This window comes from Thermococcus thioreducens, assembly GCF_002214545.1.
In the GTDB taxonomy this organism is placed as follows: Archaea; Methanobacteriota_B; Thermococci; order Thermococcales; family Thermococcaceae; genus Thermococcus; species Thermococcus thioreducens.
In genome coordinates this window covers 350,102-371,859 of record NZ_CP015105.1, presented here as the reverse complement: position 1 = coordinate 371,859, position 21,758 = coordinate 350,102, and the positions used below count along the sequence as shown (strand labels likewise).

26 protein-coding genes, 2 tRNA genes, 1 rRNA gene and 1 pseudogene are annotated in these 21,758 nt (G+C 50.6%); 18 read left to right on the top strand and 12 right to left on the bottom strand.

What is annotated here, in order from left to right:
- Positions 1–13 precede the first annotated feature (13 nt).
- On the top strand, positions 14–889 hold the full coding sequence (locus A3L14_RS01940) for a hypothetical protein (RefSeq protein ID WP_232473391.1): 876 nt from the start codon (positions 14–16) through the stop codon (positions 887–889).
- A gap of 121 nt (positions 890–1,010) precedes the next feature.
- A complete protein-coding gene (locus A3L14_RS01935; protein WP_074631443.1) occupies positions 1,011–2,390 on the top strand; it encodes an NCS2 family permease in 1,380 nt (459 codons plus the stop codon).
- Between the two features lie 44 nt (positions 2,391–2,434).
- On the opposite strand, the gene A3L14_RS01930 is transcribed toward A3L14_RS01935, so the two are convergent.
- Positions 2,435–2,872 carry a metal-dependent transcriptional regulator gene (locus tag A3L14_RS01930; RefSeq protein ID WP_074631445.1) on the bottom strand — a complete coding sequence of 146 codons (438 nt, stop codon included), beginning with the start codon at positions 2,870–2,872 and terminating at the stop codon, positions 2,435–2,437.
- A gap of 94 nt (positions 2,873–2,966) precedes the next feature.
- Between A3L14_RS01930 and A3L14_RS01925 the strand changes: the two genes are divergently transcribed.
- Positions 2,967–3,044, top strand: a tRNA-Lys gene (locus tag A3L14_RS01925).
- Positions 3,045–3,708: 664 nt separating this feature from the next.
- Here the strand turns inward: A3L14_RS01925 and A3L14_RS01920 are convergent.
- Together A3L14_RS01920 and rrf are read right to left on the bottom strand one after the other, a co-directional pair.
- Positions 3,709–3,786, bottom strand: a tRNA-Asp gene (locus A3L14_RS01920).
- A gap of 8 nt (positions 3,787–3,794) precedes the next feature.
- Positions 3,795–3,916, bottom strand: a 5S ribosomal RNA gene (gene rrf / locus A3L14_RS01915).
- 142 nt (positions 3,917–4,058) lie between these two features.
- Between rrf and A3L14_RS01910 the strand changes: the two genes are divergently transcribed.
- The 5 genes from A3L14_RS01910 to A3L14_RS01890 all read left to right on the top strand — a co-directional run bounded on the left by A3L14_RS01910 (position 4,059) and on the right by A3L14_RS01890 (position 8,137).
- Complete coding sequence (locus A3L14_RS01910) at positions 4,059–5,105, top strand: DUF835 domain-containing protein (protein ID WP_055429133.1); 1,047 nt, start codon at positions 4,059–4,061, stop codon at positions 5,103–5,105.
- A 41-nt stretch (positions 5,106–5,146) separates the two neighbouring features.
- A complete protein-coding gene (scpB, locus tag A3L14_RS01905; protein WP_055429134.1) occupies positions 5,147–5,749 on the top strand; it encodes an SMC-Scp complex subunit ScpB in 603 nt (200 codons plus the stop codon).
- Between the two features lie 135 nt (positions 5,750–5,884).
- Positions 5,885–6,949 carry an OB-fold nucleic acid binding domain-containing protein gene (locus A3L14_RS01900; RefSeq protein ID WP_055429135.1) on the top strand — a complete coding sequence of 355 codons (1,065 nt, stop codon included), beginning with the start codon at positions 5,885–5,887 and terminating at the stop codon, positions 6,947–6,949.
- A 10-nt stretch (positions 6,950–6,959) separates the two neighbouring features.
- A complete protein-coding gene (locus A3L14_RS01895; RefSeq protein ID WP_055429136.1) occupies positions 6,960–7,337 on the top strand; it encodes a hypothetical protein in 378 nt (125 codons plus the stop codon).
- Complete coding sequence (locus tag A3L14_RS01890; protein ID WP_055429137.1) at positions 7,334–8,137, top strand: OB-fold nucleic acid binding domain-containing protein; 804 nt, start codon at positions 7,334–7,336, stop codon at positions 8,135–8,137. Before A3L14_RS01895 ends, A3L14_RS01890 begins: the two co-directional genes overlap by 4 nt.
- A gap of 44 nt (positions 8,138–8,181) precedes the next feature.
- Here A3L14_RS01890 and A3L14_RS01885 read toward each other — a convergent pair whose 3' ends face one another.
- From A3L14_RS01885 to A3L14_RS01875, 3 genes are read right to left on the bottom strand one after another with little or no spacing between them, the layout of a single operon-like run.
- On the bottom strand, positions 8,182–8,562 hold the full coding sequence (locus tag A3L14_RS01885; protein WP_055429138.1) for a hypothetical protein: 381 nt from the start codon (positions 8,560–8,562) through the stop codon (positions 8,182–8,184).
- Between the two features lie 12 nt (positions 8,563–8,574).
- Positions 8,575–9,405: a geranylgeranylglycerol-phosphate geranylgeranyltransferase gene (locus tag A3L14_RS01880; RefSeq protein ID WP_055429139.1), complete on the bottom strand. Its 831-nt coding sequence runs from the start codon at positions 9,403–9,405 to the stop codon at positions 8,575–8,577.
- Between the two features lie 44 nt (positions 9,406–9,449).
- Positions 9,450–10,517, bottom strand: a complete 1,068-nt coding sequence (locus A3L14_RS01875) for a Clp1/GlmU family protein (RefSeq protein ID WP_055429140.1) — start codon at positions 10,515–10,517, stop codon at positions 9,450–9,452.
- Between the two features lie 163 nt (positions 10,518–10,680).
- Here A3L14_RS01875 and A3L14_RS01870 point away from each other — a divergent pair, with 163 nt between their 5' ends.
- The gene (locus tag A3L14_RS01870) at positions 10,681–11,145 is read left to right on the top strand and encodes an Lrp/AsnC family transcriptional regulator (RefSeq protein ID WP_055429141.1); all 465 of its coding nucleotides are present in this window, start codon (positions 10,681–10,683) and stop codon (positions 11,143–11,145) included.
- Here A3L14_RS01870 and engB read toward each other — a convergent pair.
- Positions 11,092–11,715 carry a GTP-binding protein EngB gene (engB, locus tag A3L14_RS01865; RefSeq protein ID WP_055429142.1) on the bottom strand — a complete coding sequence of 208 codons (624 nt, stop codon included), beginning with the start codon at positions 11,713–11,715 and terminating at the stop codon, positions 11,092–11,094. The two genes, A3L14_RS01870 and engB, sit on opposite strands and share 54 nt — an antisense overlap.
- Positions 11,716–11,808: 93 nt before the next feature.
- Between engB and A3L14_RS01860 the strand changes: the two genes are divergently transcribed.
- Positions 11,809–12,465: a GAS domain-containing protein gene (locus tag A3L14_RS01860; RefSeq protein WP_055429143.1), complete on the top strand. Its 657-nt coding sequence runs from the start codon at positions 11,809–11,811 to the stop codon at positions 12,463–12,465.
- Here A3L14_RS01860 and A3L14_RS01855 read toward each other — a convergent pair.
- Positions 12,462–12,632, bottom strand: a complete 171-nt coding sequence (locus A3L14_RS01855; RefSeq protein ID WP_055429144.1) for a preprotein translocase subunit Sec61beta — start codon at positions 12,630–12,632, stop codon at positions 12,462–12,464. The genes A3L14_RS01860 and A3L14_RS01855 overlap by 4 nt on opposite strands.
- 142 nt (positions 12,633–12,774) lie before the next feature.
- Here A3L14_RS01855 and A3L14_RS01850 point away from each other — a divergent pair, with 142 nt between their 5' ends.
- The 6 genes from A3L14_RS01850 (at position 12,775) to A3L14_RS01815 (ending at position 17,648) form a co-directional block, all read left to right on the top strand.
- The gene (locus tag A3L14_RS01850; protein ID WP_055429145.1) at positions 12,775–13,152 is read left to right on the top strand and encodes a 30S ribosomal protein S6e; all 378 of its coding nucleotides are present in this window, start codon (positions 12,775–12,777) and stop codon (positions 13,150–13,152) included.
- Between the two features lie 224 nt (positions 13,153–13,376).
- Complete coding sequence (locus A3L14_RS01845) at positions 13,377–14,036, top strand: hypothetical protein (RefSeq protein WP_157628432.1); 660 nt, start codon at positions 13,377–13,379, stop codon at positions 14,034–14,036.
- A gap of 352 nt (positions 14,037–14,388) precedes the next feature.
- The gene (locus A3L14_RS01835) at positions 14,389–14,871 is read left to right on the top strand and encodes a hypothetical protein (RefSeq protein WP_055429148.1); all 483 of its coding nucleotides are present in this window, start codon (positions 14,389–14,391) and stop codon (positions 14,869–14,871) included.
- Between the two features lie 500 nt (positions 14,872–15,371).
- Entirely contained in the window at positions 15,372–15,824 is a 453-nt protein-coding gene (locus A3L14_RS01825; protein ID WP_055429149.1) for a hypothetical protein, read from the top strand.
- A 141-nt stretch (positions 15,825–15,965) separates the two neighbouring features.
- Complete coding sequence (gene eif2g, locus A3L14_RS01820; RefSeq protein WP_055429150.1) at positions 15,966–17,198, top strand: translation initiation factor IF-2 subunit gamma; 1,233 nt, start codon at positions 15,966–15,968, stop codon at positions 17,196–17,198.
- Positions 17,199–17,231: 33 nt separating this feature from the next.
- Positions 17,232–17,648 (top strand): PIN domain-containing protein, encoded by a 417-nt coding sequence (locus A3L14_RS01815; protein ID WP_055429151.1) that lies wholly within the window; start codon positions 17,232–17,234, stop codon positions 17,646–17,648.
- Here the strand turns inward: A3L14_RS01815 and A3L14_RS01810 are convergent, their stop codons facing one another.
- The 4 genes and pseudogenes from A3L14_RS01810 to A3L14_RS01795 form a co-directional block, all read right to left on the bottom strand.
- The gene (locus A3L14_RS01810) at positions 17,649–17,963 is read right to left on the bottom strand and encodes a PIN domain-containing protein (RefSeq protein WP_257789388.1); all 315 of its coding nucleotides are present in this window, start codon (positions 17,961–17,963) and stop codon (positions 17,649–17,651) included.
- An 11-nt stretch (positions 17,964–17,974) separates the two neighbouring features.
- A pseudogene (locus A3L14_RS01805) lies at positions 17,975–19,155 on the bottom strand (RNA-guided endonuclease InsQ/TnpB family protein).
- Positions 19,136–19,744, bottom strand: coding sequence for an IS607 family transposase (locus tag A3L14_RS01800; protein ID WP_055429153.1), 609 nt, complete (start codon positions 19,742–19,744; stop codon positions 19,136–19,138). The pseudogene A3L14_RS01805 and the gene A3L14_RS01800 overlap by 20 nt, the downstream one beginning before the upstream one ends.
- Positions 19,745–19,901: 157 nt before the next feature.
- Complete coding sequence (locus tag A3L14_RS01795) at positions 19,902–20,132, bottom strand: antitoxin family protein (protein WP_055429154.1); 231 nt, start codon at positions 20,130–20,132, stop codon at positions 19,902–19,904.
- A gap of 51 nt (positions 20,133–20,183) precedes the next feature.
- Here A3L14_RS01795 and A3L14_RS01790 point away from each other — a divergent pair, with 51 nt between their 5' ends.
- Together A3L14_RS01790 and A3L14_RS01785 are read left to right on the top strand one after the other, a co-directional pair.
- Positions 20,184–20,954 (top strand): HD domain-containing protein, encoded by a 771-nt coding sequence (locus A3L14_RS01790; RefSeq protein WP_055429155.1) that lies wholly within the window; start codon positions 20,184–20,186, stop codon positions 20,952–20,954.
- Between the two features lie 22 nt (positions 20,955–20,976).
- A complete protein-coding gene (locus tag A3L14_RS01785; protein WP_055429156.1) occupies positions 20,977–21,636 on the top strand; it encodes a DUF434 domain-containing protein in 660 nt (219 codons plus the stop codon).
- Positions 21,637–21,758 lie beyond the last annotated feature (122 nt).

Genomic DNA, 21,758 nt, shown 5'->3' with positions numbered 1-21,758 from the left:
TTTTATTTTTCTATTGATTGTTCTGATAGTAGTCACTGCATTAGGTATACATCACTGGGAAAAAGAAACTATCTCTCCCAACAACCAGACGTTGAATCTCCACGAATACAACCAGAAATGCAAGCTTATTATCCACTCAAAACAACCAAAAAATACCTCAGTAGGCAAATGGATAGACAATAAAATCACCGAAGTAACCAACGGCTCCGAGATTACGCTGAAGGACTGGTTCGCCGTTTACCCCCACATTAATCGCACCTCCCCACCCGAGGGCTGGAACGCATACCTCATCTACTGGCCGGAGAAGTTCAACCTGACGTTGCCCTGCTCCATAGGCGGTTTTACAATGGCCCTGGTGGGGAGAAAGAGCGGAGAATCCTTCTACCAGGCAGCTTTGATTAACGAGACTTTCCCCAAACACGAAACGGAGTGCTGGGATGGAGGAAAAGGGCGATGGTTGGAACTGCCGCCGGGAAAGGCCTACTTCGCGGTCCAGTTCATTCCAACGGCTAACACAACCTGGAAACTCACCGTCCTGACGCCGACCAAGACCTGGACGGACTTCAGGGACTACCACATCTTCATTGAGACCCCCATAGAGCTGAACGCAACCTGCACCTGCCCGATAGAAACGCTGGTCAAGAGGTTTGAAACTTCTATTAAAGCCCAGGGCTTCGAAGAGACCGAACTCTGGACCACACCCGGAGAAAACGACTGCTTCAAGCCGCTCAGCGTCAAGCTATATCGCAGGGGCGACGAGTACCTCTACGTGGAGTTCGCCCAGGTGAAGGGTCTGGACCTGGTCAGGGTTCTCATGGTACTCAGCGAGGACGAGGGAGTCGTGAAGGCCTACGCGAAAGCCTTCAGCGCAGTGGGCGATGAGGGTTAAGGTTCCGCCCGTCCAAATAGTGCCCACGTTCCGTCTCCTTTTCTTTGACATTTTTACGTCAAAAAAACCTTTAAAAAACCAAATTATTAGCAAGAATCAGTCAACTCAAGGGGTGAATCTCATGGGCTGGTTTGAGAACTACTTCGAGTTTGACGAACACAGAACCGACATGAAGACTGAAATCCTGGCCGGTGTCACCACCTTCATGACCATGGCCTACATCCTCTTCGTGAACCCTGCGATACTCAGCGATGCCATGGGTAAGGAGGCATTCAATTCACTCGTCGCCGTCACAGCCCTGGCCGCTGGCTTCGCGACCATTCTGATGGGCCTCTACGCCAAGAAGCCCTTTGCCCTTGCTCCCGGAATGGGGCTGAACGCCTACTTCGCCTACAGCGTGGTTATCGGCATGGGCTACGACTGGCGCGTTGCCCTCGCGGCGGTCTTCGTTGAAGGTCTCATCTTCATAGTCCTCAGCGTCACCAGAGTTAGGAGTGCGATAATCCACGCGATACCGCTCAGCCAGAAGTACGCCATTGGAGCCGGCATAGGCCTCTTTCTGACCTTCATAGGCCTCAACGACGTCGGCCTGCTTTCGGCCAAGGTCGTCGCCCCCAAGGGCTCCGAGCTCCTCATCGACAACCAGGTGAACCTCATCGGAACCCTCAAGTTCACCGGGCTGAACACCTCCCTCCTGACCAGCGGCGAAATACTGCTCTTCTTCTTCGGCCTGTTCCTGGCGATGGTTCTCATAGCCCTCCGCATCAAGGGTTCACTGCTCATCTCAATCCTCGCCACGAGCGTCATCGGCTGGGTCACCGGCGTTGCCCCCTGGCCGGACCAGCTGTTCTCAACGCCGGACATAAGCTACACCTTCATGCAGATGGACCTTAAGGGACTCCTCAACGTCGGGGCGCTCGGCGTTATCTTCGCCTTCTTCATGGTGGACTTCTTCGACACCCTGGGAACAGTGACTGGACTCAGTGCCAAGGCCGGCTTCCTCACCAATGACGGAAAGGTCCCAGAGGCAGAAAAGATACTCCTCACGGATGCAGTGGGCACAACCGTTGGAGCGGTTCTTGGAACGTCAACGGTAACCACCTACATCGAGAGCGCCGCTGGCATAGAGGAGGGCGGAAGAACCGGAATGACCGCACTCGTTACCGGCCTGCTCTTCCTCGGCATAGGCCTCTTCATAGCCCCGCTGGTCCAAGCGATACCAGCCTTCGCAACCGCCCCGGCGCTCGTCATAGTGGGCTACTACATGCTCAGCGCGGTCAAGGAGATAGACTTCACAGACCACACCGAGGCGATTCCGGCCTTTCTCGTCCTCATAACGATACCCTACACCTACTCGATAGCGGACGGCATAGGTGCGGGCTTCATAAGCTACACCCTGCTCAAGCTCTTCAGCGGCCGCGGAAAGGAGCTCCACCCTCTCATGTACATCCTGGCGGTAATATTCGTGGCCTACTTCGCCTACCTCGGCGGAGTCTTCTGAACTCCTTTTATTTTAGAAGAGCAAAAACTTAGTGAACGAAGGAATCACTCCGATTCAGCGTTCTCGGCCAGCTTCTCCTTGATGAACTGCTTCAGCACGTAGGGGCACTCCTCCTGGATAAACCGCGCAAACTCCCTTATCCTCTTCACAGTTATCTCGCTGACGTAGTGCTCGAACTGGCAGGCGTCGCGCTCCGCTATCTCCGGCGGAATGCCAAGGATGTCTATGAAGAACTTCGTGAGGAGGAGGTGTTTTGAATACGTTCTTTCGGCGACCTCCCTGCCCTCATCGGTGAGAAGAATCCTGTCGTACTTCTCGTATTCAACCAGTCCCTTCTCATTGAGCTTTTTGAGGGCATCGACGACACTTGGGGGCTTGACGCGCATCATTTTGGCGATGTCCTTGACCCTAATTACGCCCTTGTTCTTGTGGAGGATGTACATCGTCTCAAGGTACTCCTCTTCCCTCTTGCTTATCTCCAACGTCCTCACCTGATTAGGCTACCCAAAAATGTTTAAGTAGTTTTCGCATGGGGCAAAGCTTATAAAATCTCCCCGCCGTTATCCCATCGGGCGTGGGCCGGTAGCTCAGCCTGGTTAGAGCGCGGGGCTTTTAACCCCGTGGCCGCGGGTTCGAATCCCGTCCGGCCCGCCACACAAACTTCGCCTGCGCGAAGTTTGATCAAGGCTCGTGGTTAATTTTTGGAATGCTAAAACTCAAGAGGATTCCTTTTACGAGCTGTTTTGGATTTAAATTCCCCCATCAATGCCTTTCTCAAGGAGTTCCTCTTCTTTGACGCTCTTCGGGTGTCGGTTAAAATTGAACTCCCATTAAAAAGCAAAATAACAAAAGCAGAATTTTTCAAAATTCACTCCAGCATGTTTCGATGGAATCCCTCTCAAACTGACAAATTTAAAGGGAACCACGAACTTCGATGAAACTTTGCTTGCAAAGTTCCTGTACTCTCAAATCCTAATGTGGATTGAAGTATCACTATAGAAATTCTGAAGATACCAAAGAAACTTGAAAAAGCTTCACCAAAAGTTGGTAGCTCTTCATCCAAGGTTCAAATGGGAGAGGTTTTACTCATGAACACTCATCTTTCAGAAGAGAACACCATCAGATAAAGACCTCGACAAGAGGTTTATTCTCTCCTGACCCCCAAAGGGCGTCGATTCTTAAAGTTAAACCCACGCTCAAAGAGCAACTTGAAAAGTTCTCAACTTTAAAACAGCCAATTGATAAGAAATCACACAGAATTGAGCCATGAAAAGGAGCTACTGACTTTGGTAAAACTTTTGCTTGGTAAAAGTTTCTATGGCGCCCGGGTCGGGATTTGAACCCGAGTCACGGGAGTGACAGTCCCGTATGATGGGCCTGGCTACACCACCCGGGCGTTTGAGTGGCCGGCGGCGTCCCCGGCTTCCCGCCCCCTCCCGGAGGGCAGTACAACCGGGATCGCTGGCGGGCTTAACTTCCGGGGGCGAAACGAGACCGGGTGTGACCCCGCCGCTATGACCGCCGTACCGGTACAGACCTCCCAGGTTGGGTTTATAAAGATTACGGTCGCCAGCAGTCCATACTAACATCTGAATCCCCACGCGGTAGCCAAAGATTTTTATAGAGTCAGAACACAAATTAACAGTTGGATACCGTGGGAGGGTCAAGATGAACACCACCGTGCTCCTGCTGGGCCAGTTTTTCAGCCTCTCTGCCAAGTTGGTGGTCTCTGCAGTACTCCTCACCGTCTACATAAAATCGCGGAGAAGATCCGCGGTCGTGTGGGCATTCGCATGGCTTGTAGCCGCCATGAGCATAGCCGCAGATGCGCTTGGCGTCCTCCAGCTTGTTTCATTAACAGAGGCCACATTCTCATCCCTACTCTTTCTCGGATCGCTGGCCTTCCTCTCAGAGGAACTGGGAAGGCCTGTTAGGTACCAAACCCTGTGGGCCGCACCGCCCCTTGTCACGGCCATGTACGGAATACTACTTGGGAACGACTGGAGTTCTGTCGTGGGAATACCCTATGGTGTTGCCGCGTTTTTCATCGTTCTCACCGGCATTATGATCATCACAACGATAAACAGTGCCTTCACAAACGCCCGGAGGACTGCCTTTTCACTGTGCCTTCTGGGACTTCACAAAATGGACTATCCTTTCCTCAGGGATGTGGAGTGGTTCGCCCCTCTCGGGTTCGTCCTCGGGGCAATCCTCACAGTTTTCTCAGCGTACTTTATGGCAAAGATGGTTCTGTCCAGGGAATTCACACACTTGGGAGGAGAGATAAAGATAACTGTCAAGCCGGGAATCGAGCTAGTCGCCAGCAGGGAGTACAAGAGGATCAAGGAGGACCTCAATGGCTATCCTGTTCTGGCATTCATACGGGAGCTCAGCGTCCCGGACAAATGGAAGGCCTATTTCCTCACCAGCCTGCCGGGAAAAGACACCATACCCCCGACGAACCTCCCACGCATCCTTGAGCTCTCCGGGAGATACCTTCAGGAGGCGGAGACGAGGGGTATTACAGGGGTCGTCCTGATAGATGGAATAGAGTACCTGATAATCCACAACGGCATGACTGCAGTGACAAAATTCATTGGAACCCTCAGAGATTTGGTCATACTGCGGGACGGTCGCCTAATCGTCGTTGCCGATGAAAAAGCGCTGGACAGAAAGGACTATCTGACGATCAAGCGTGTTCTTATGGGGGGATAAACCCTATAAGGAATCGCTCAATTTTCAGTGTGGTGATAATAATGGGACTCCTTGAGGACAAAGCGCTCGTTGAGGCCGCTCTTTTCGTTTCTGGAAGGCCGCTTAGTGTGAAGGAGCTTTCAAGGGCTCTGGGAATACGGTCTCTGGACTACCTTGAAAAGCTGATAGAACTTATAGCGGCCGAGTACGCGGAGAGAAAGAGTGCGATAGAGGTTGTAAAGGTTCTGGGGGACAAGTACGTTATGCAGGTAAAGCAGGAATACAGCCAGCGCGTGGTCCACCTCATGCCGAGGCCGGACCTTAGAACAGGGGAACTGAAGACCCTCGCCCTCATAGCATACCTCCAACCGATAGAACAAAGCAAGGTTGTGAAGCTCAGGGGGAGTCAGGCATACGAGCACATAAGGAAGCTCCTTGAAATGGGCCTGATCTATGCCGAGCCCTATGAGAGGACGAAGCTCCTCGGGACGACGCCAAAATTTGCCGAACTCTACGGCTTCCCTGAAAACGACCCCAACATCATCAAGGATGCCTTTAGAAAGGTTGTCCACGCCGAGTACAGTGACTTGATAGCCAAGCTCAACGGCCGGGAAGAGGAGGTTTCAACTGAGCCGGAAGATGTCGCCGTGGGGAGCGGAGAGTAATTTCCCAGCCCTCTAGTTCCCCCATTTCTTCTCAAAAGATTATATTATGCCTTTTTTCTGGAAACTCGGTCACCGGAGGGGGTTTAGAGAAAGGTTTAAATAGTCCGAGCTATCATTACCATTAAGGTGAGTGTTATGGGAGTGCTGACAAAGGAGCAGATTATCGAGATGATCGAGGGGCAGAAAGGCCTCTCAAGAGATGAAATCGAGAAAAAGATATCCGAGATAGCCTCGCGAGAGGGGATTTCCGAGCACGCTGCCGCTCTAATGCTGGCAGAGGAGCTCGGCGTGAATCTTGAGGGCAAGGAAGAGCTTCTCCACATAGCAGACCTCGTTCCCGGAATGACCGGAGTTAACGTTGTTGTGAAGATACTGAGGAAGTATCCGCCCAGGGAGTACCGGAAGAGGGACGGCTCTACAGGACAGGTGGCCAACGTAATAATATACGATGCCACCGGGAAGACTAGACTCGTTCTGTGGGACGGCCTCGTAACCAAGTACTACAACGAGCTCAACCCCGGGGATGTTATCAAGATCATCGACCCCAGCGTCAGGGAAGGCAGGAGCGGTATAGAGCTCCACGCCAACTTCAGGACGAGGATAATCCTCAACCCAGAAGACCCGCGCGTGGAGGAGATACCACCCATAGAGGATGTCAGGAGCTACAACTACCAGAGAAGGAAGATAGGCGAACTGATGGGCGGGGAGCGCTTCGTTGAAGTTCGCGGAACAATTGCGAGGCTCTACCGCGTTACGGTCTACGACGCCTGTCCGCAGTGCAGGAGGAAGGTTGACTACGACCCCGCAACGAACACCTGGATATGCCCCGAGCACGGCGAAGTTCAGCCGGTGAAGATAACGATAATCGACTTCGGGCTTGACGACTCCACGGGATACATAAGGACAACCCTCTTTGGAGACGACGCGGCCGAGCTGGTGGGCAAAGACCCTGAGGAGATAGCCGAAAAGCTCAGGGAACTCGTTGAAAGCGGCCTGACGCTGAGGGAAGCCGGAAGGAAGCTGGCCGAAGATGAGTACTACCACCTGCTCGGCAGGGAGATAGTAGTCAGGGGGAGCGTCGTGGACGACAAGTTCCTGGGCCTCATACTGAAGGCCTTCGGCTGGGACGAGGTAGATCCAAAGCGCGAGATTGCCAGGGTCAGGGCCGAGCTGAAGGAGGTTCTCAAGGAGTTCATGTGAGGTGTTGGGTATGGAGGAAGTTAAGTTCAGACGCAGGAAGCCCGCCGTTGAAAGGAAGATTGGAGAGATACGGGAGGACGACACGAGGGTTTCTCTCATCGGGAAGGCATTCAAGGTTGATAAGATGGACTACACATTCTGGCTCGACGATGGAACCGGAGTCATACTCATCGAGAGCGAGGAGAACGTTCTTCCAGAGAACGGTCAGGTCGTGAGGGTCATCGGCAGGGTCATCAGAAACGAGGAGGGAGTTCACATCTACGGCGAAGTCGTCCAGGACTTCAGTGGAGCGGACTTGGAGGCACTGGAGGAAATCAGAGAGCTTGAGCGGAGGGTTCTGCCCAAAGTTGAGGGCATCATAGAGTTCTTCGGAGGTGAGGAACTATGAAGAAGCGCCTTCCGGCCAGCAGGGTCTACATCAAGGACATCATCGACGGCTACTACGTTAAGAGCGAGGGCGACTTCGAGCCCAACTATCTGATAACGAGGGATGCCAGAAAAGTCTACCGCGTTAAGGTCGTTGCAACCGTCGTCAGGGAGCCCATAATGAGCGAGGACGAGACCTATGGAAGGTTCCAGATTGACGACGGTACCGGGACTCTCTGGGTCTTCGGTTTCAGGGAGAACACCCGCTTCATAAACCTCGTGAAGAAGGGAGACCTGGTTCAGATAATCGGGAAGGTAGCGGAATGGCGCGACGACAAGCAGATACTCGTGGAGGGCATAGCGAGGGTCGAGCCGAATATGTGGATACTCCACCGCTTCGAGACGCTGAAGGAGAAGGCCGAGCACGCCAAGAAGGCCAGGATAGCCTTCGAGATATACGACCGCTACGGGATAACCGCCAAGGCCAAGGTTATAGCCAAGAACAAGGGGGTAAGCGAGGACATGCTCATGACCATAGACGAACTCTATACAATGATGCTCGAACAGAGGAGCACCGAGGAAGCACTCTTTGAGGAGGAGGTCGTCGAAGAGGAGCCCAAGGTAGAGAACCCGGAGCTTGAGAAGGCCAAGAAGGCAGTTTTAGAGCTCCTCCGCGAGAAGGGCAAGGCGCTATCGCACAAGTTCATAGTCAAAAAGCTCTCGAAGGAAATCGACGAGGAACTGATTGAGGAGGCAATAACACAGCTCCTGGCTGAGGGCGAGATATACGAGCCCGAGATAGGCTACTACGAGCCGCTGTGAGCTTTTTAATCTTTTAATTATCCCGGAAGATATAGGAGCGGGAGTCAATACTGCTCCCGCATAGTTCTTATGACCGGGTCGTATATCAGCGTCGAGGTTATGCTGTCCACCATGCGGAAGAACTCGTCCTTCCCCTTCTCAAGGGGCATGTTTTCGACACCGATAAGTTCGCATTTTGAGCCGAGTATCCACTTACCGAGCACTATCTTCTCCCTGTTGCCTTTCCGGGCGTCTATCCTAGCGAGTCCGTAGGGTATGTCGGCGGTCCACCAGTTGGCCTTGAAGGTAACGCGCCAGCCGGACTCTTCTACGATTTCGATGAGCTTTTCAAGGGTTTTAGCGGGCCCATACGGTGTCTTAAATGTAATTACCGTCCAGAGTTCTTCGGATTCAAGGTTTCTCACGACCTCGGCTTTAAACACCATAATCCCACCCCCTCACACTATCGCGGCTATTATAAACGCCATGACGGCGAGGAAGATGCTCGTCTTGAGCAGCTTCTGCGCCCTGTGTGCCGATTCCCTGTCCTGGTTCTTAAGTATAATGTATGTGGCGTAGAGTATGATCAGGTCAACCGGTACCATCGCGTAGTAACCGAGGCCGACCCCTGCCCTCACCGGTAAGAACGAGGCCGCAACGGTCAGGAGGGCGAACAGGGCCCCGACGTAAGCTGCTCTTTTCTCGCCCCATATTATGGGAAGCGTTCTGGCGCCCTTGGCAACGTCGCCCTCTACGTCCTCGATGTCCTTTATCACCTCCCTGGCGACGTTTACCAGGAAGGCACATAGCGCGAGGTAGCCGGCCAAACCGATGTGCTCAACGGCAAGGGCACCGTAGAGCGGTGTCGCGCCGGTCAAACCTGCAACAACGAGGTTTCCTATAAACGGCAGAGGTTTGAGCTTCCAGGCGTAGAGAACCATCGCCGCATAGGCGATAACTGCCAGTATGAAAGCCTGGATGTTTATGAAATGAGCGAGAACCAGCCCCACTGCGAACAGGAGGAGTGAGTAGTATAGGGCGACCTTTCTGCCCATTGCACCCCGCGGAAGGGGCCTCTCCGGGCGGTTGATTTTGTCTATCTCGTAATCGAAGTAGTCGTTTATGGTGTTTCCCCCGGCACAGCCAAGTGTAACGACGAGAAACACTCGAAGGGCGGTAATCGGATCCGGGAAGTGCCCTACCGCAACTATCGAGCCCAAGACACCCACTATCCCGGCCAGAATGCAGTTGTGGGGCCTGGTTATTTCCACGAAAGCTTTGAGTTCCATTAGGGACACCTAATTTGATTGGGTTGTTGCCTTAAAAATCTTTGCTAGAGCTCTTCCCTCCTGAGGAGGCCAAGCTCTTCACCGGTTTCAAGCACCCTAATCCTGCCAAAACGGAGCTCGACTGCGTTGCCAACTTCCTGGGCCGGGAGGGGCGTCAAAACCTGCGCCTTCATCTCACCAAAGTTTATCCACTTCAGTATCCCGACACCAAGACAGAGGCCGTTCCTATCGATAAACCCCACAAGAAGGTTGCTGAGCCTATCAAAATCGACGGCATTGATGACCGAGCGAGTGTGCCCCCTGATTCCGCCCTCTTCTTCAGCTTTGACTACAACGTAGCGCTCCCCCTTCCAGCCCGCTATGACGAGCCACCTGAAGAGCGCCGACAGCAGTTCCCTCTCCTCCTGAGTCAGAGGCCTGCCCTTGAAGAGCTCCGTCCCTGTGGGAAGGATCCCCGAAAGATTAACCTCAACCAGCGAAGTATTTGAGAAGTACGTCCTCCACTTCTCCTTCCTGACCTCCCTGCGCTCGCCCCTTGAATGCTCCCTCACCTTCTCACTGATGGAAAGGGTCAGGGCTTCCCCATAGGGGGAAAGGAGCCTCTGAAGGTGAGTTAACTCGCCGTTCCTTTCGAGGAAGACGATCAGCTCGGGCCCCACAAGCTCGGCCTTGAGGCGCTTCATCTCAATTCCCTGACCGGTAACGAAACCCGTAGTGTCTATGAGAACCACGTCAGCTTTTTCAATGGCCATATCTGCAAGCCGCTTAACTCCAACGGCCATCTCCCCAGTGTAGCTTCCGGGGGTTATGGTGCCTATGAAGTAGTGTGCATATGCCCTAAGCTCACCGATCGACTCAAACGGCCCCTCTGGAAAAGCCAGACTTACCGTAGCCGGGGGAAGAATACCCTTCTGACCGACATCGCTGTCAACCACCGCAACCCTGAGACCCTCCTTAAGGAGTCTGTTTGCCAGAAAAGTCAGTAGGGTTGTCTTCCCGCTGTCGGTTGGGCCTATCAGCATGACCTTTGCGGGCCTCTCCAGGTTCATTATCCGTTCAAGGAGCTCAAACCTATCCGGCGGAACGTCCTCCGTGTAGGTTGCTTTGTTCATGTGCGTTCATAGGGGGATTGGAATTAAAAAGGTAACTTTTAGAAAGACTTATAAGAGTGGTAGTGGCCATAATTTATGGATCATGAAAAGTTTACATAAGACTTAAAAATGTTTGGTTTAATAAAGCTGTAAACGCTAATCTTGCAAAAAGGAGGTTTTAGAAATGGAAGGGAAGGCCACCCTTACTCCGAGACAGATAAGGTTGCTCAGGAAGTTCTATGAGGAAGGAAAGACCATCGAGGTGCACACCGTTGAGAAGACTCAGGACGAGCTTGCAGAAGAGCTTGGAATCACCAGACAGGCCCTCAGCAATCACCTCAAGGTGCTTAAAGAGCTCGGCTACATAAGAACCGGAAGGGGCTTTATAGACCTGACCGATAAAGCCCTCGACCTTCTAGGCGAGAAGAAAGGCGACGTCTTCGCCTTCGTGAAGATAGAACCCACAAAGAGAAAGCACGTCTACGAACATATAAAGGAGCTTAAAATAAAGAGGATATACCGCGTTACAGGTGACATTGACCTTATCGTCGAGGCCGACAAGACCAAGCTTGATGAAATACTTGAGGAGATAGCCTCACTCGACGGTGTCAAAGAGACCATCACCCACATCGTCCTTGAGGTCCTTTGATTTAGCTGGGGGCTTTTTCCTGCCCTCTTTGAGCTTCTTCTCCATAAGCTTCCTGAGCTCCAGCAGGTTCGTTCCGAACTTCGCTGAAATGGGCACAAACGTCTCGGGTATCTCGCTGTAGGGAACGCCGAACTTCTCAGCGAGAAAGTTTATGGTCTTCTGGAGGTTCTTTATCTTGTCCACCTTGTTTACGGCCACTATCACGGGAATCTCCAGCTCCCTGAGGAACTGGTAGAACTCGACATCGATGGGTATCTCCCCCCGCTTCTCCCAGCGCTCTATTATCTCCGGGGCGGCCTTGCCGTCAACCACCAGAACAGCCAGCTCTATTTTCTCGGCGTTGTCCTCGATGAAGTGCACTATCTCGTCCTTGATCCTTTCCTGCCTAGCCTTTGGAACGCCGCTCATGAAGCCGAAGCCGGGCATGTCCACCACCAGCTTTCCGCGCCAGTTTATCTCCACTGGCTTCCTCGTGACTCCCGGCCTTTTGCCCCTCTTGACCCATTTCCCCGTCAGGCGGAAGATGAGCGTGCTCTTGCCAACGTTCGAACGTCCCACGAATATTATCATCCCTCTCACCGTAAGCGGTGAAGCTTTTTCGCCTTATAAGCCTTGGCGGAAAAGTTAAGTAGGCAAAGGGATAAGTCTCAACGGTGGTGTTTTATGGTAGAGGGTGGCGAAACCAAGGCCAATCAGCTCATCAACAAGTTCGTCATATCCCTGACGGACGGGAAGATACTGGGCTACGTTACCGATATAAACGTTGAGGTTGAGGGTGACCAGTTCTACTTCATCCTCAAGATGAAGGAAGTGGAGAACCTAGGAAAGGGCCAGAGCATGTTCTCCAGCGAAAGGAAGCTCAAAATAAGGCCCGGGGATATAGTCAACGTTGGGCCGGACGTTATAATCCTCGGGAACGGTAAGGTCCCGCCGCTCAGGGAGATAGAGAGACTCAACCAGATAGCTGAGGAGTACAACTCCCTGGTTAGGGAGCTTGAGGCCAAGGAGAGGCTGATAGAGAAGCTCAAGGAGGAGAACTATGAGCTGACAAAGAAGCTTGACGAGATACAGAGGGAACTGAGAAAGCTCCAGGTGATGAAGGAGGACTTCGAACACCTCAAGGAACAGCTGGTAAGGCAGGAAGGGCAGTTAGAGATGGCCAAGGACTACATAAGGCTCCTGGAGGGACTCAGGCACGACATAGACAAGATAAAGGACGACGTGGACAGGCTCATACAGACACAGCTGGAAGAAGTCGTCAGGGCAATAATCAACGAGGAGCTGAACGCAAGGGGATTAAAGAAGACGAGCTTTATTTAACCGAAAAGCTGCGGGCCGAATGCGTGGAGTAGTATCTCAAGGGCAACCAGGATAAGCGTAACCGCTATGACCCCCCTCGGGCTTATCTTTATCGCCCTAGTGTCCTCATCGAAGAACCTCATGAGACCGGCACCGGTTGGCGGAAGTGTTGCTCTTTCTTTTGCCATCCATCTCACCCCTCAAGGAGTGGCTACCGCTGGAAGTATAAAAAAGTTTTGATGAGAAACTTTTTAAACACCAAGCCACAGCGCTCACTGGATAAGGGGTTTACCCAATGAATCCCGCTAATGACACAGGAGGTGGGAGGAAATGGCGACCTTTAAGCTCGTTATATCCAACCCGAAGAACGGCATAGCCAGGCAGGTTGAGATAAGCGGTGAAGAGGCTGAGAAGCTGGTAGGAAAGCGCATAGGGGAGGAAATCCCCGCGAGCGAGCTCGGGCTCAACCTCACCGAGATATTTGGTGAGGAGATTCCGGGCGACGTTAAGCTCAGAATAACCGGTGGAACCGACAAGGACGGCTTCCCCATGAGGCCCGACGTTCACGGCCCGAGGAGGGTCAAGATCCTCGTTTCAAAGGGGCCGGGCTTCAGGCCGAAGGAGAAGGGTGAGAGGAGGAAGAAGACGGTTAGGGGCAACACCATCAGCCCCGAGATCGTTCAGATCAACATGAAGCTCGTCTTCTGAGCTTCTTTTCCTTAACCCTTTCTGCAGTCGGTTAAGTTCTCCAGTTGCATCACCGTGCAACTCTTTTACTCTGGCTTCTTTTGAACTGTTCTGCAAGGAAAACTTACGTTAGAATGAATTTATACTCGAAAAAAAAATGAAAAAAATTTACTTATAGTAAAAGGAAAAACTTATAAAGGCAAGTTGTTCATATGATGATGCAAAGCCACAAGGAGGTGAACCACGTGAAGTGGAAAGGCCTGTTGGCAGTCCTGCTGGGACTGCTGATGGTTGGAGTAACAGCAGGGAGCGCAATGGCTACGCCAATTAATGACACGCATAACCCCCAGGGTGGCATTGGAGGAGGTTCAATAATTGATACGAGATTCATTGGATCTGGTGTTATCTCCACTTCAACATATCCAATTTATATCCCAAAACTTCAAAGGTATCTTGTATATCAGAAGGTTAGGCATGGTTCCAGTGGATACTTCACTTTGAGTGTATATAGAATTCCTGTTTTCGGTTATGATACATTGATAGTTTTCCCTGAAAACATGAAGGTATATCCCAGCAGAGCAACAGGAATGGAATACGAGGGGAAAGTGGGCATAGCATACCATTTCAGAAAAGGTGGCTGGTTCGTATGGAAAGCTCAGTTAAAACTTCCCGTTAAGTTCACAGCAGGCAAAGGACTCCACGCAGTCCTCTCCTTTGGTGGGAGTCCAGAAGTACTTATTGGGGGTCCGATAGCATCTCTCGTAAACGGAGAAAAACCAAAGCTTTTTACAGCACTTAAAGCTTTGCTAAGAGGACAAATAACCAGGAGCAATGTCATTACAATAATAGCGTTTGCACTGGCCTCAGGAGCTAATGCTGACGTGCTGGTGTTTAAGGAGGTATAGCGCATGAAAGCTTCCAATTTTGTCTTCTCCATTTTTGGTTCCCTTTTGTTTTATTCTTTTGCTAAACGCATTGTATCCAACAGTGAATCGACGCTCATGCAAGCAGTTTTCTTAGCGAGTGTCATGACGATCGGTTTACTCATAAGTGATTTTGGAGAATTCGTCGAAAGAGTAGAGATGGGGAATTTCAAACATATATTTGTCAGATTAGCTATGGTGTGGCTTTTTGGTTTTGTTGGAACAATAATATTAGTTTATGACACATCATTTCTGGCTTTAATTGGGATTATTTTCATATCTCTCTTGATTACTTGGATAAATCATCTTGTCACAAGATAGTAGGGGGTATAACATGGGACATAAGGGACTGATAACAGTCCTAAAAATTTTAGCCTACGGGTGGATGTTTTACATACCACAGATAGTAGCTCTCTCTGTACTTGGCAAACTGGCTGGATACTCTGGACTCCTGGCTATATTCATAGCGGCTAGCGTTGGATATACTCTTAGGGCCCTACTTATGATGGCGATATCCGTAGGACTTATGAGTATAATATTTTGGAAAAAACCTTCCATAGAGTTTTTTAAATATTTTCTACCTCTATCGTGCTGGGGTATTTTGTCTTTGCTTTTGAGATTCGCTAATTTGATAGTTCCACAGATTTTACAAGTTAGAATACTCATAGAACAAATATCTCTGGTCATGGCTTGGTTTGTCTCATACTATAGATTAGGAACACTATTTAGAACAGACAAGAATACTACAATGTGGCCAATAGTTGGGGCACTTTTAATTGGGATTTTGGTGTTTTTACTGCTTCCTCCTCCAATTTAGTGTTTTGTCTTATTTTGGGGGCATTAAAGAGAGCGACGTGAAGAAGCTCTCATCCTTAACTTTATCACGAGGCTAATCTCATTGGGAGTAGTAACTTTGTGATCTTCGGAGGAGGTGTTTGATTAGACTCTCAGAGCCTCAGGAATCAGCCTAAAAAAGTCATGAGGGCATGATGCAGTGAAAACACTACTTCCGAGAGAGGACAAGGTTAGAATCCTAATCTTAGCGGAGTTCATTCTTTTCTTGCTATTTATCTTCCCCCTATTTACAGGCTATTGAAAGAGGAGTTCTGCATTACGTGATTTTATCTGTGATCTTTCTGACGGATTTAGCACTCAAAAAGTGTTTTAATAGTGAGCAGGTAGACATACTGACTAAGTCTGGCAACGTAGTTCAGATCATAGAACACGCCGAAGCATGGAGACAGACACAAATCACATTGCGACTACTCATTCAAATGTTGAAACGGAAGGTGGCCAGAATGAGGTGAGAAACTACCCTTGATCGTCCTCCTCTCCTTAATTATTTCCTCCTCCGCCCTTGGCTGGACGGTGGTATCAATAGCGTTGGGGGAAATGAAAAAGGACGGAACTTCCATGTTAGCCAGCATCTTAACGGATCTCTACCTAGACATTCTAATCCCCACTGCGGTGTTCCTGTACTTTGGACACTTCCTTGGAAAGTTACTGGGACGAGAGAAACTTGAAAGCATAGGAATACCCGCTCTTATCGGTTCGTTCCTGTTCCTTCTTACTGCTAATCACGCCACTGGACAGCATTTTAACACCCTGGGAAGTCTCCCCAGAGGGGATATGTCAGAAGGCACCTTATATGCCCGAGGAACATCTTCTGACGATGGCGTTTATGGTGATCGTATCCTCACTTTTTATAGTGGCTGGGCTTTTGCAACTGCGGGAGACAACAAGCAACAAGGTAAATCCAAATATAGATGAATCCGGTATATTTTTCCCTTAATACACCAAATTCTCTCCCGTAGGAATTCTATCGTGGCTTCATAAATACTAATGACCTATCGAGGAATGAAGAAACCTTAATAAGCGCCCACCATTTTTACTCCATAGGGGTGAGAGAAGATGGCAAAGAAGAAGGAGTTTAGACAGGCCGAGGTTAACATTGGAATGGTTGGTCACGTTGATCACGGTAAAACGACACTCACGAAGGCTTTAACCGGAATATGGACTGACACCCACAGCGAGGAGCTGAGGAGAGGAATCACAATCAAGATAGGATTCGCAGATGCCGAGATAAGGAAGTGTCCGAGCTGCGGCAGATACTCCAACTCACCGGTCTGTCCGTACTGCGGTGCCGAAACCGAATTCGAGAGGCGCGTTTCGTTCATAGATGCACCTGGCCACGAGGCACTGATGACCACCATGCTCGCCGGTGCCTCCCTCATGGACGGTGCCGTTCTCGTAATAGCCGCAAACGAAGGTGTGATGCCCCAGACCAGGGAGCACCTCATGGCCCTTCAGATAGTTGGCAACAAAAACATCGTCATAGCCCTCAACAAAATTGAGCTTGTTGATAGAGAAAAGGTCATCGAGAGGTATCATGAGATAAGAGAGTTCGTCAGGGGGACTGTGGCAGAAAACGCCCCCATAATCCCGATATCAGCGCTCCACGGCGCCAACGTCGACGTCCTCCTTCAGGCGATAGAGGAGTTCATACCCACTCCAGAGCACGACCTCAACAAGCCCCCCAAGATGCTGGTTCTGAGGAGCTTTGACGTCAACAAACCGGGAACCAAGCCTGAGAAGCTCGTCGGTGGAGTCATTGGAGGTTCGATAATCCAGGGCAAGCTCAAGGTGGGCGACGAGATTGAGATAAGGCCAGGCGTTCCCTACGAGGACCACGGCAGGATAAAGTACGAGCCGATAACCACCGAGATAGTCTCCCTCCAGGCCGGCGGAAGGTTCGTCGAGGAGGCCTATCCGGGTGGACTCGTCGGAGTGGGAACCAAGCTCGACCCCTACCTCACCAAGGGCGATCTGATGGCCGGAAACGTCGTCGGAAAGCCGGGCCAGCTGCCGCCGGTATGGGAGGATCTGAGGCTTGAGGCCCACCTCCTTGAGCGCGTTGTAGGAACCGAGGAGGAGCTCAAGGTCGAGCCGATAAAGAGGCGTGAGGTTCTCCTCCTCAACGTTGGCACCGCCAGGACGATGGGCCTCGTCACCGGCCTCGGAAAGGACGAGGTCGAGCTCAAGCTCCAGATACCGATATGTGCGGAAGTCGGCGACAGGGTGGCAATAAGCAGGCAGGTCGGCTCAAGATGGCGTCTCATAGGCTACGGCTTCATCAGGGAGTGAGCTTTTCTTATCCCTTTAATTTCGGTGAGGTTGATGGGCGAAAGAAGGGAGTGGCTGGTAGTTCCTGACACGAACTTTCTCCTCGTCCCGGGGCAGTTCGGCGTCGATATAATATCCGAACTGAACAGGGTTCTCGACGTGAGGTTCAGGGTGATTGTTCCAAACATCGTCCTCCAAGAGCTGGAGGTCATAGAGAGGAAGGCTAGGGGAAAGGACCTAATGGCCATCAGGATGGCCAAGAAGCTCGCGGAGAGGTTCGAAGTCGTTGAGATGGGCCGCTTTGGCGAAAAACCTATAGACGACCAGATTTTTGACTTTGCAGTGAAAAACGAGCGCGTGGTTGTATGCACCAACGATAAGGGGCTGAAGAGAAGGCTGAGAGAGAGGGGCGTTCCAGTCGTCTACCTCCGCTCGAAGAAGATCCTTGAGCTTGAGGGCATGCTGGAGTAACTAAACGTCTATTATTTCAAGGAAGTCAACTCGTTCAAAGTCAGAATCGAAGGTAGCTATCTTTTTGATACCTTCAATCCTGCACGTCAATGCTATGGAAGCGTCGTTTGGGAGGAGCCGGTAAGTTGAGATTACCCCAAGAAGGTCGTTCACGGAATACGCTGGGTTCACAAGCGTAAAATCTGACAAAAGCTCCCTGACAGGTGACAAATCCATGCTAATCTTCGAAAACTTTTTCTTTAAGTTGTACGGGCTCAAACCTGTCATCAACCGTAGATACCCATAACTCACTTCAGAGAGAACAACAGGATTAATGACCGTTCTGGTTATCCGCTACTTTTGGAACTTGTGAACCAATCGTAGCAGATAACCTTCCAGCCTCCCGTTTTCATCGGCCGGCTTTCGGGGGGAACGGAAACTCCCCACATCTTCAAGGCCCTCAAGCGAACATTCCAACTTCCAACCACATCCCTATCAGCCTCAAAACCACACTTTGGACACTTCAAAACCCTGCCCCCATTCGGGCTTAACTTACCCCCACATACCGGGCACAGGGAGGAAGTGTGAGCAGGATTCACGAAAACAACCCTAACTCCCCTTAGTTTAGCCTTGTATTCAATGATTGATTGAAGCTTGCGAAAACTCCACCTGTGAAGCCTACCATTCATCTCAGCCGAATACCTAATCGAATCCCGGATTTCCGTCAAGTCTTCCAGAGCAATCCCACCGTATTTCCCAGCAATTTCCACGATTTGTTAGCCAACTTGTGATAAAGGTCATTAAGCCTGTTCCTCTCCCTCTGTCCGTATTTTTCAAGGAGTTCTTTCCTTTTCCTGCCGGTTCTCAACTTTCTTTGAATTCTCCGCCTCTTCACATAGTAGCCCGTCCTAATTTCCCTTTCATGAGTAATGATTTGAACGAATTCACCGTTTGGGAGGGAGAGGGTTACGTTATTCTCGTTCAAATCCACGCCAACAAAAGCTTCAAGCTCTCTAACCTCAACCTCCTTAGAGAAGACTACGTTCACGAAAACACCCTTCGGCGTTCTAACGAGCCAAGCCTGCCCAACCTTCCAGCCCTTGAACTTCTCGTGATACCTTGCAGGATAAAACTCCAACTGAATTCTCCCGTTCGGAGTGGAGAGTTTTATGGTTTTATTCTCCAAGTCAAGTTTGAACAAGTGGTCGTCGAGCATTATGACTTCTTTTTTGAATACTGGCTTCCCCTTAGCTTTCCTCTTCTTCCTCCTCTTTCTGAAACTCTTAAATATTGCAGTCGCCATCTGGCAGGCCGTGTAAAGGTAATGACTCGGGAGTTCGTGGTATTCTTTGCGTAATCCCTTGTAAGTTTCCTTCTTCAGCCGGTAAAAGCCCGTAACGTTGTTCTCAAAAGCGTAAGTTATGAGAAAGTTCACAATCTCCCGATAAGTGGAGAAAAGGCTGTCTAACCTCGCCGGAGTTTCCTTCAGCTTGAATTTGGCCGTCAGCTTAATCGTCTCTGAGGGCATTCTTTACCGCCTCGACGAGGCGTTTTTTCTTGTGAGAACGCATTCCGTAAAGTTTTCCAGCGAAGGAAGTTACAATGGCTAAAAGGTCTTCGACCAGTTCTTTCTCCGGCGTTTTCTTATCGTCATCGAAGATTACTTCGATTTCAACGCCGTGGGAGTTGAAGTATTGTTCGAGGTATCGAAAGCCAAAGCGGGTCAGCCTATCCCTTAAGGTTATGACTACCTTGGTTATTTCTCCGCTCTCAACGAGTTTGAAGAGCTGTTTTAAGCCTCTCCTGTTCTCGTTTAGGCCTGAAGAGACGTCAGTTATGATTTTTGCCACTTGGTAACCTTTTGAGGAGCAGTAGTTTTTAATGTATTCGACCTGTCGTTCCAAGTCCTCTTTCTGGTCTCTGCTTGAAACTCTGGCATAAATGACAACTTTATCAGGAAGTTTTCCTTCGAGAATTCTCAGGATTTCACTCTCTGGAACTCGATATTCTTTTCCAATTCTGTGAGCTTTCAGCTTGCCTGATTTAATCCATCTCAGAACCGTCATCTTTGAAACTCCAAGTTTCTTGGCGACTTCACCAGTCCGATAAAGTCGCACTCACCCCTCACCAAGAAGAATTGAGTAACAAAAGTATTTAACCGTCTCGCTTGTTATCATCTATAGAACAGCCCCTTCAATTTCTCCCAACTCAACGAGCTCAATAAGACTGCGGGCTTTTTCCTCGCCTCCAAGGAACTTCAGGAACACGTTGCTGTCAAAGAACACCCTCATTCTCTATCTCCTCTATGACCTTTTCAACGTCCTCCTTTTTAAATATGCCAAAATACCTGTCAATCCTACTCGGCTTTTTAAGGACGATGATTACCTCTTCACCTTCTTTTAAATCAAGCCTATTCTCAGGAACCAGCACCCCATGCCTGTAAACTGCCCTCACACTTTCCATACCTACCACAGCTATTATTTCAGTGACCTCATATTTATCCATTTCGACACAATTCTTAAAACCCCTTCCTCCCCACGCCCTTGGGTGAAAAAGATGTACACGGAAAAAGAACTGCTGGGCGAGATTAAGAAACTTCTCGAAGATGAGGAGCTCTACGGGCTCTACGAGAGGGCATTCAGGGAGTACCGCTACTACTTCGAGACCACCAACTACATCGTCCTGAACGTTTACCAGTTCAACGACCACGGGCCGATCCACGTCCTCCTAACCACCAGGCGCGCGCTGGAGCTTCTGAACATCATCCGGAAGTTCGGAATCCAGACGACGGCAGAAAAGCTCGGCAAGCCCTTCAGGTGGAGCAAGTTCATAGTCGCCTTTGGGGCCCTGTTCCACGACATAGGGAACATGGTTCACCGCGTCAACCACTACGGGTTCAGCGCCTTCCTGGCCGAGCCGATAGTGGAAAAGCTCGTCGCGGAGTTCGAAGGGGACGACCCGCTGCTGCTCAAGGCACTGACACTGAACGCTATATACACCCACGACGAACACGTCCCGTGCACCACCATAGAAGGCTCGCTGGTTACCGTAGCCGACGGCTGCGACATGGAGGCCGGAAGGAGCAGACTGGCCCACAAGAGGGACAGGGTCGACATACACGCCGTTTCAGCACTCGCCATAGAGAAGGTCGATATCAAGGAGGGTACTGAAGAGCAACCCATAGTCATTGAGATATGGATGAAGCATCTCGCAGGCATCTTCCAGGTTGATGAGATACTGACAAAGAAGGTGAAGAGCTCCCTCCTGAGCGGGAAGGTAAAGCTGAGGATCCACGTTGGGGAAGAGCTCATGGAGAAGGTTATTTAACTCCCTCCCCCAAATTTTCACCATGCTCTTCGAGGCCTACCGTGACCTTAAATACCTCCTCAACAGGGGCTACAGAAAGAAGTATGCCCTCGAATTCGTGGCCAACCACTACAGGCTAAGCAGAGAGGAGAGGCACCTGCTGGCCAGGTGCGTGTTTCCCGACTCATGGATCGAGGAGGTCGGGAAAAAAATTCTGGGGCCCAATGAGCTCAGGGGGAAAGTTCTGGCCATAGACGGCTTCAACGTCCTGATAACCCTCGAATCGCTCCTTGAGGGAAAGGCCATACTCTGTGAGGACGGGCTCGTGAGGGACTTAAAATATCAGGGAAAGTACAGGCTCAAAGAAGAGACAGAAAACCTGCTCCGTGAAATAGCCGGGGCGCTCCTTGAGCTGGAGGTTTCAGAGGCGGTTTTCTTCTACGGCAGAAGCGTTTCCCAAAGCGGCATCATCAGAAAGCTCACCGAGGAGGCACTAGAGGTCGAGGATGTGGCAGGGGAGGTCCGACTCGTCAAGAGCCCGGATTTCGAGCTTAAAACTCACGACACCGTGGCGACCGCCGATGTCGGCATCATCGAAAAGGTTCCCTCCATTTTTGATCTGGCGACCTACACGGGCCTCAGGCTGGGGAAGGAAGCAAAGTCATTTTTCAGACTTTTCAAATCGGCAGCCTTGAGAGAGTAGGGGCATATATTCAACCGCTTCAGTTTTGTTTGAAGTCTTAGAAAGTTTTTAATATGACGAGTGACAAGAATATAACATGTCTATACGACCCGCTTCCTTTTTTGCGGGTTCGGAGGGATTTG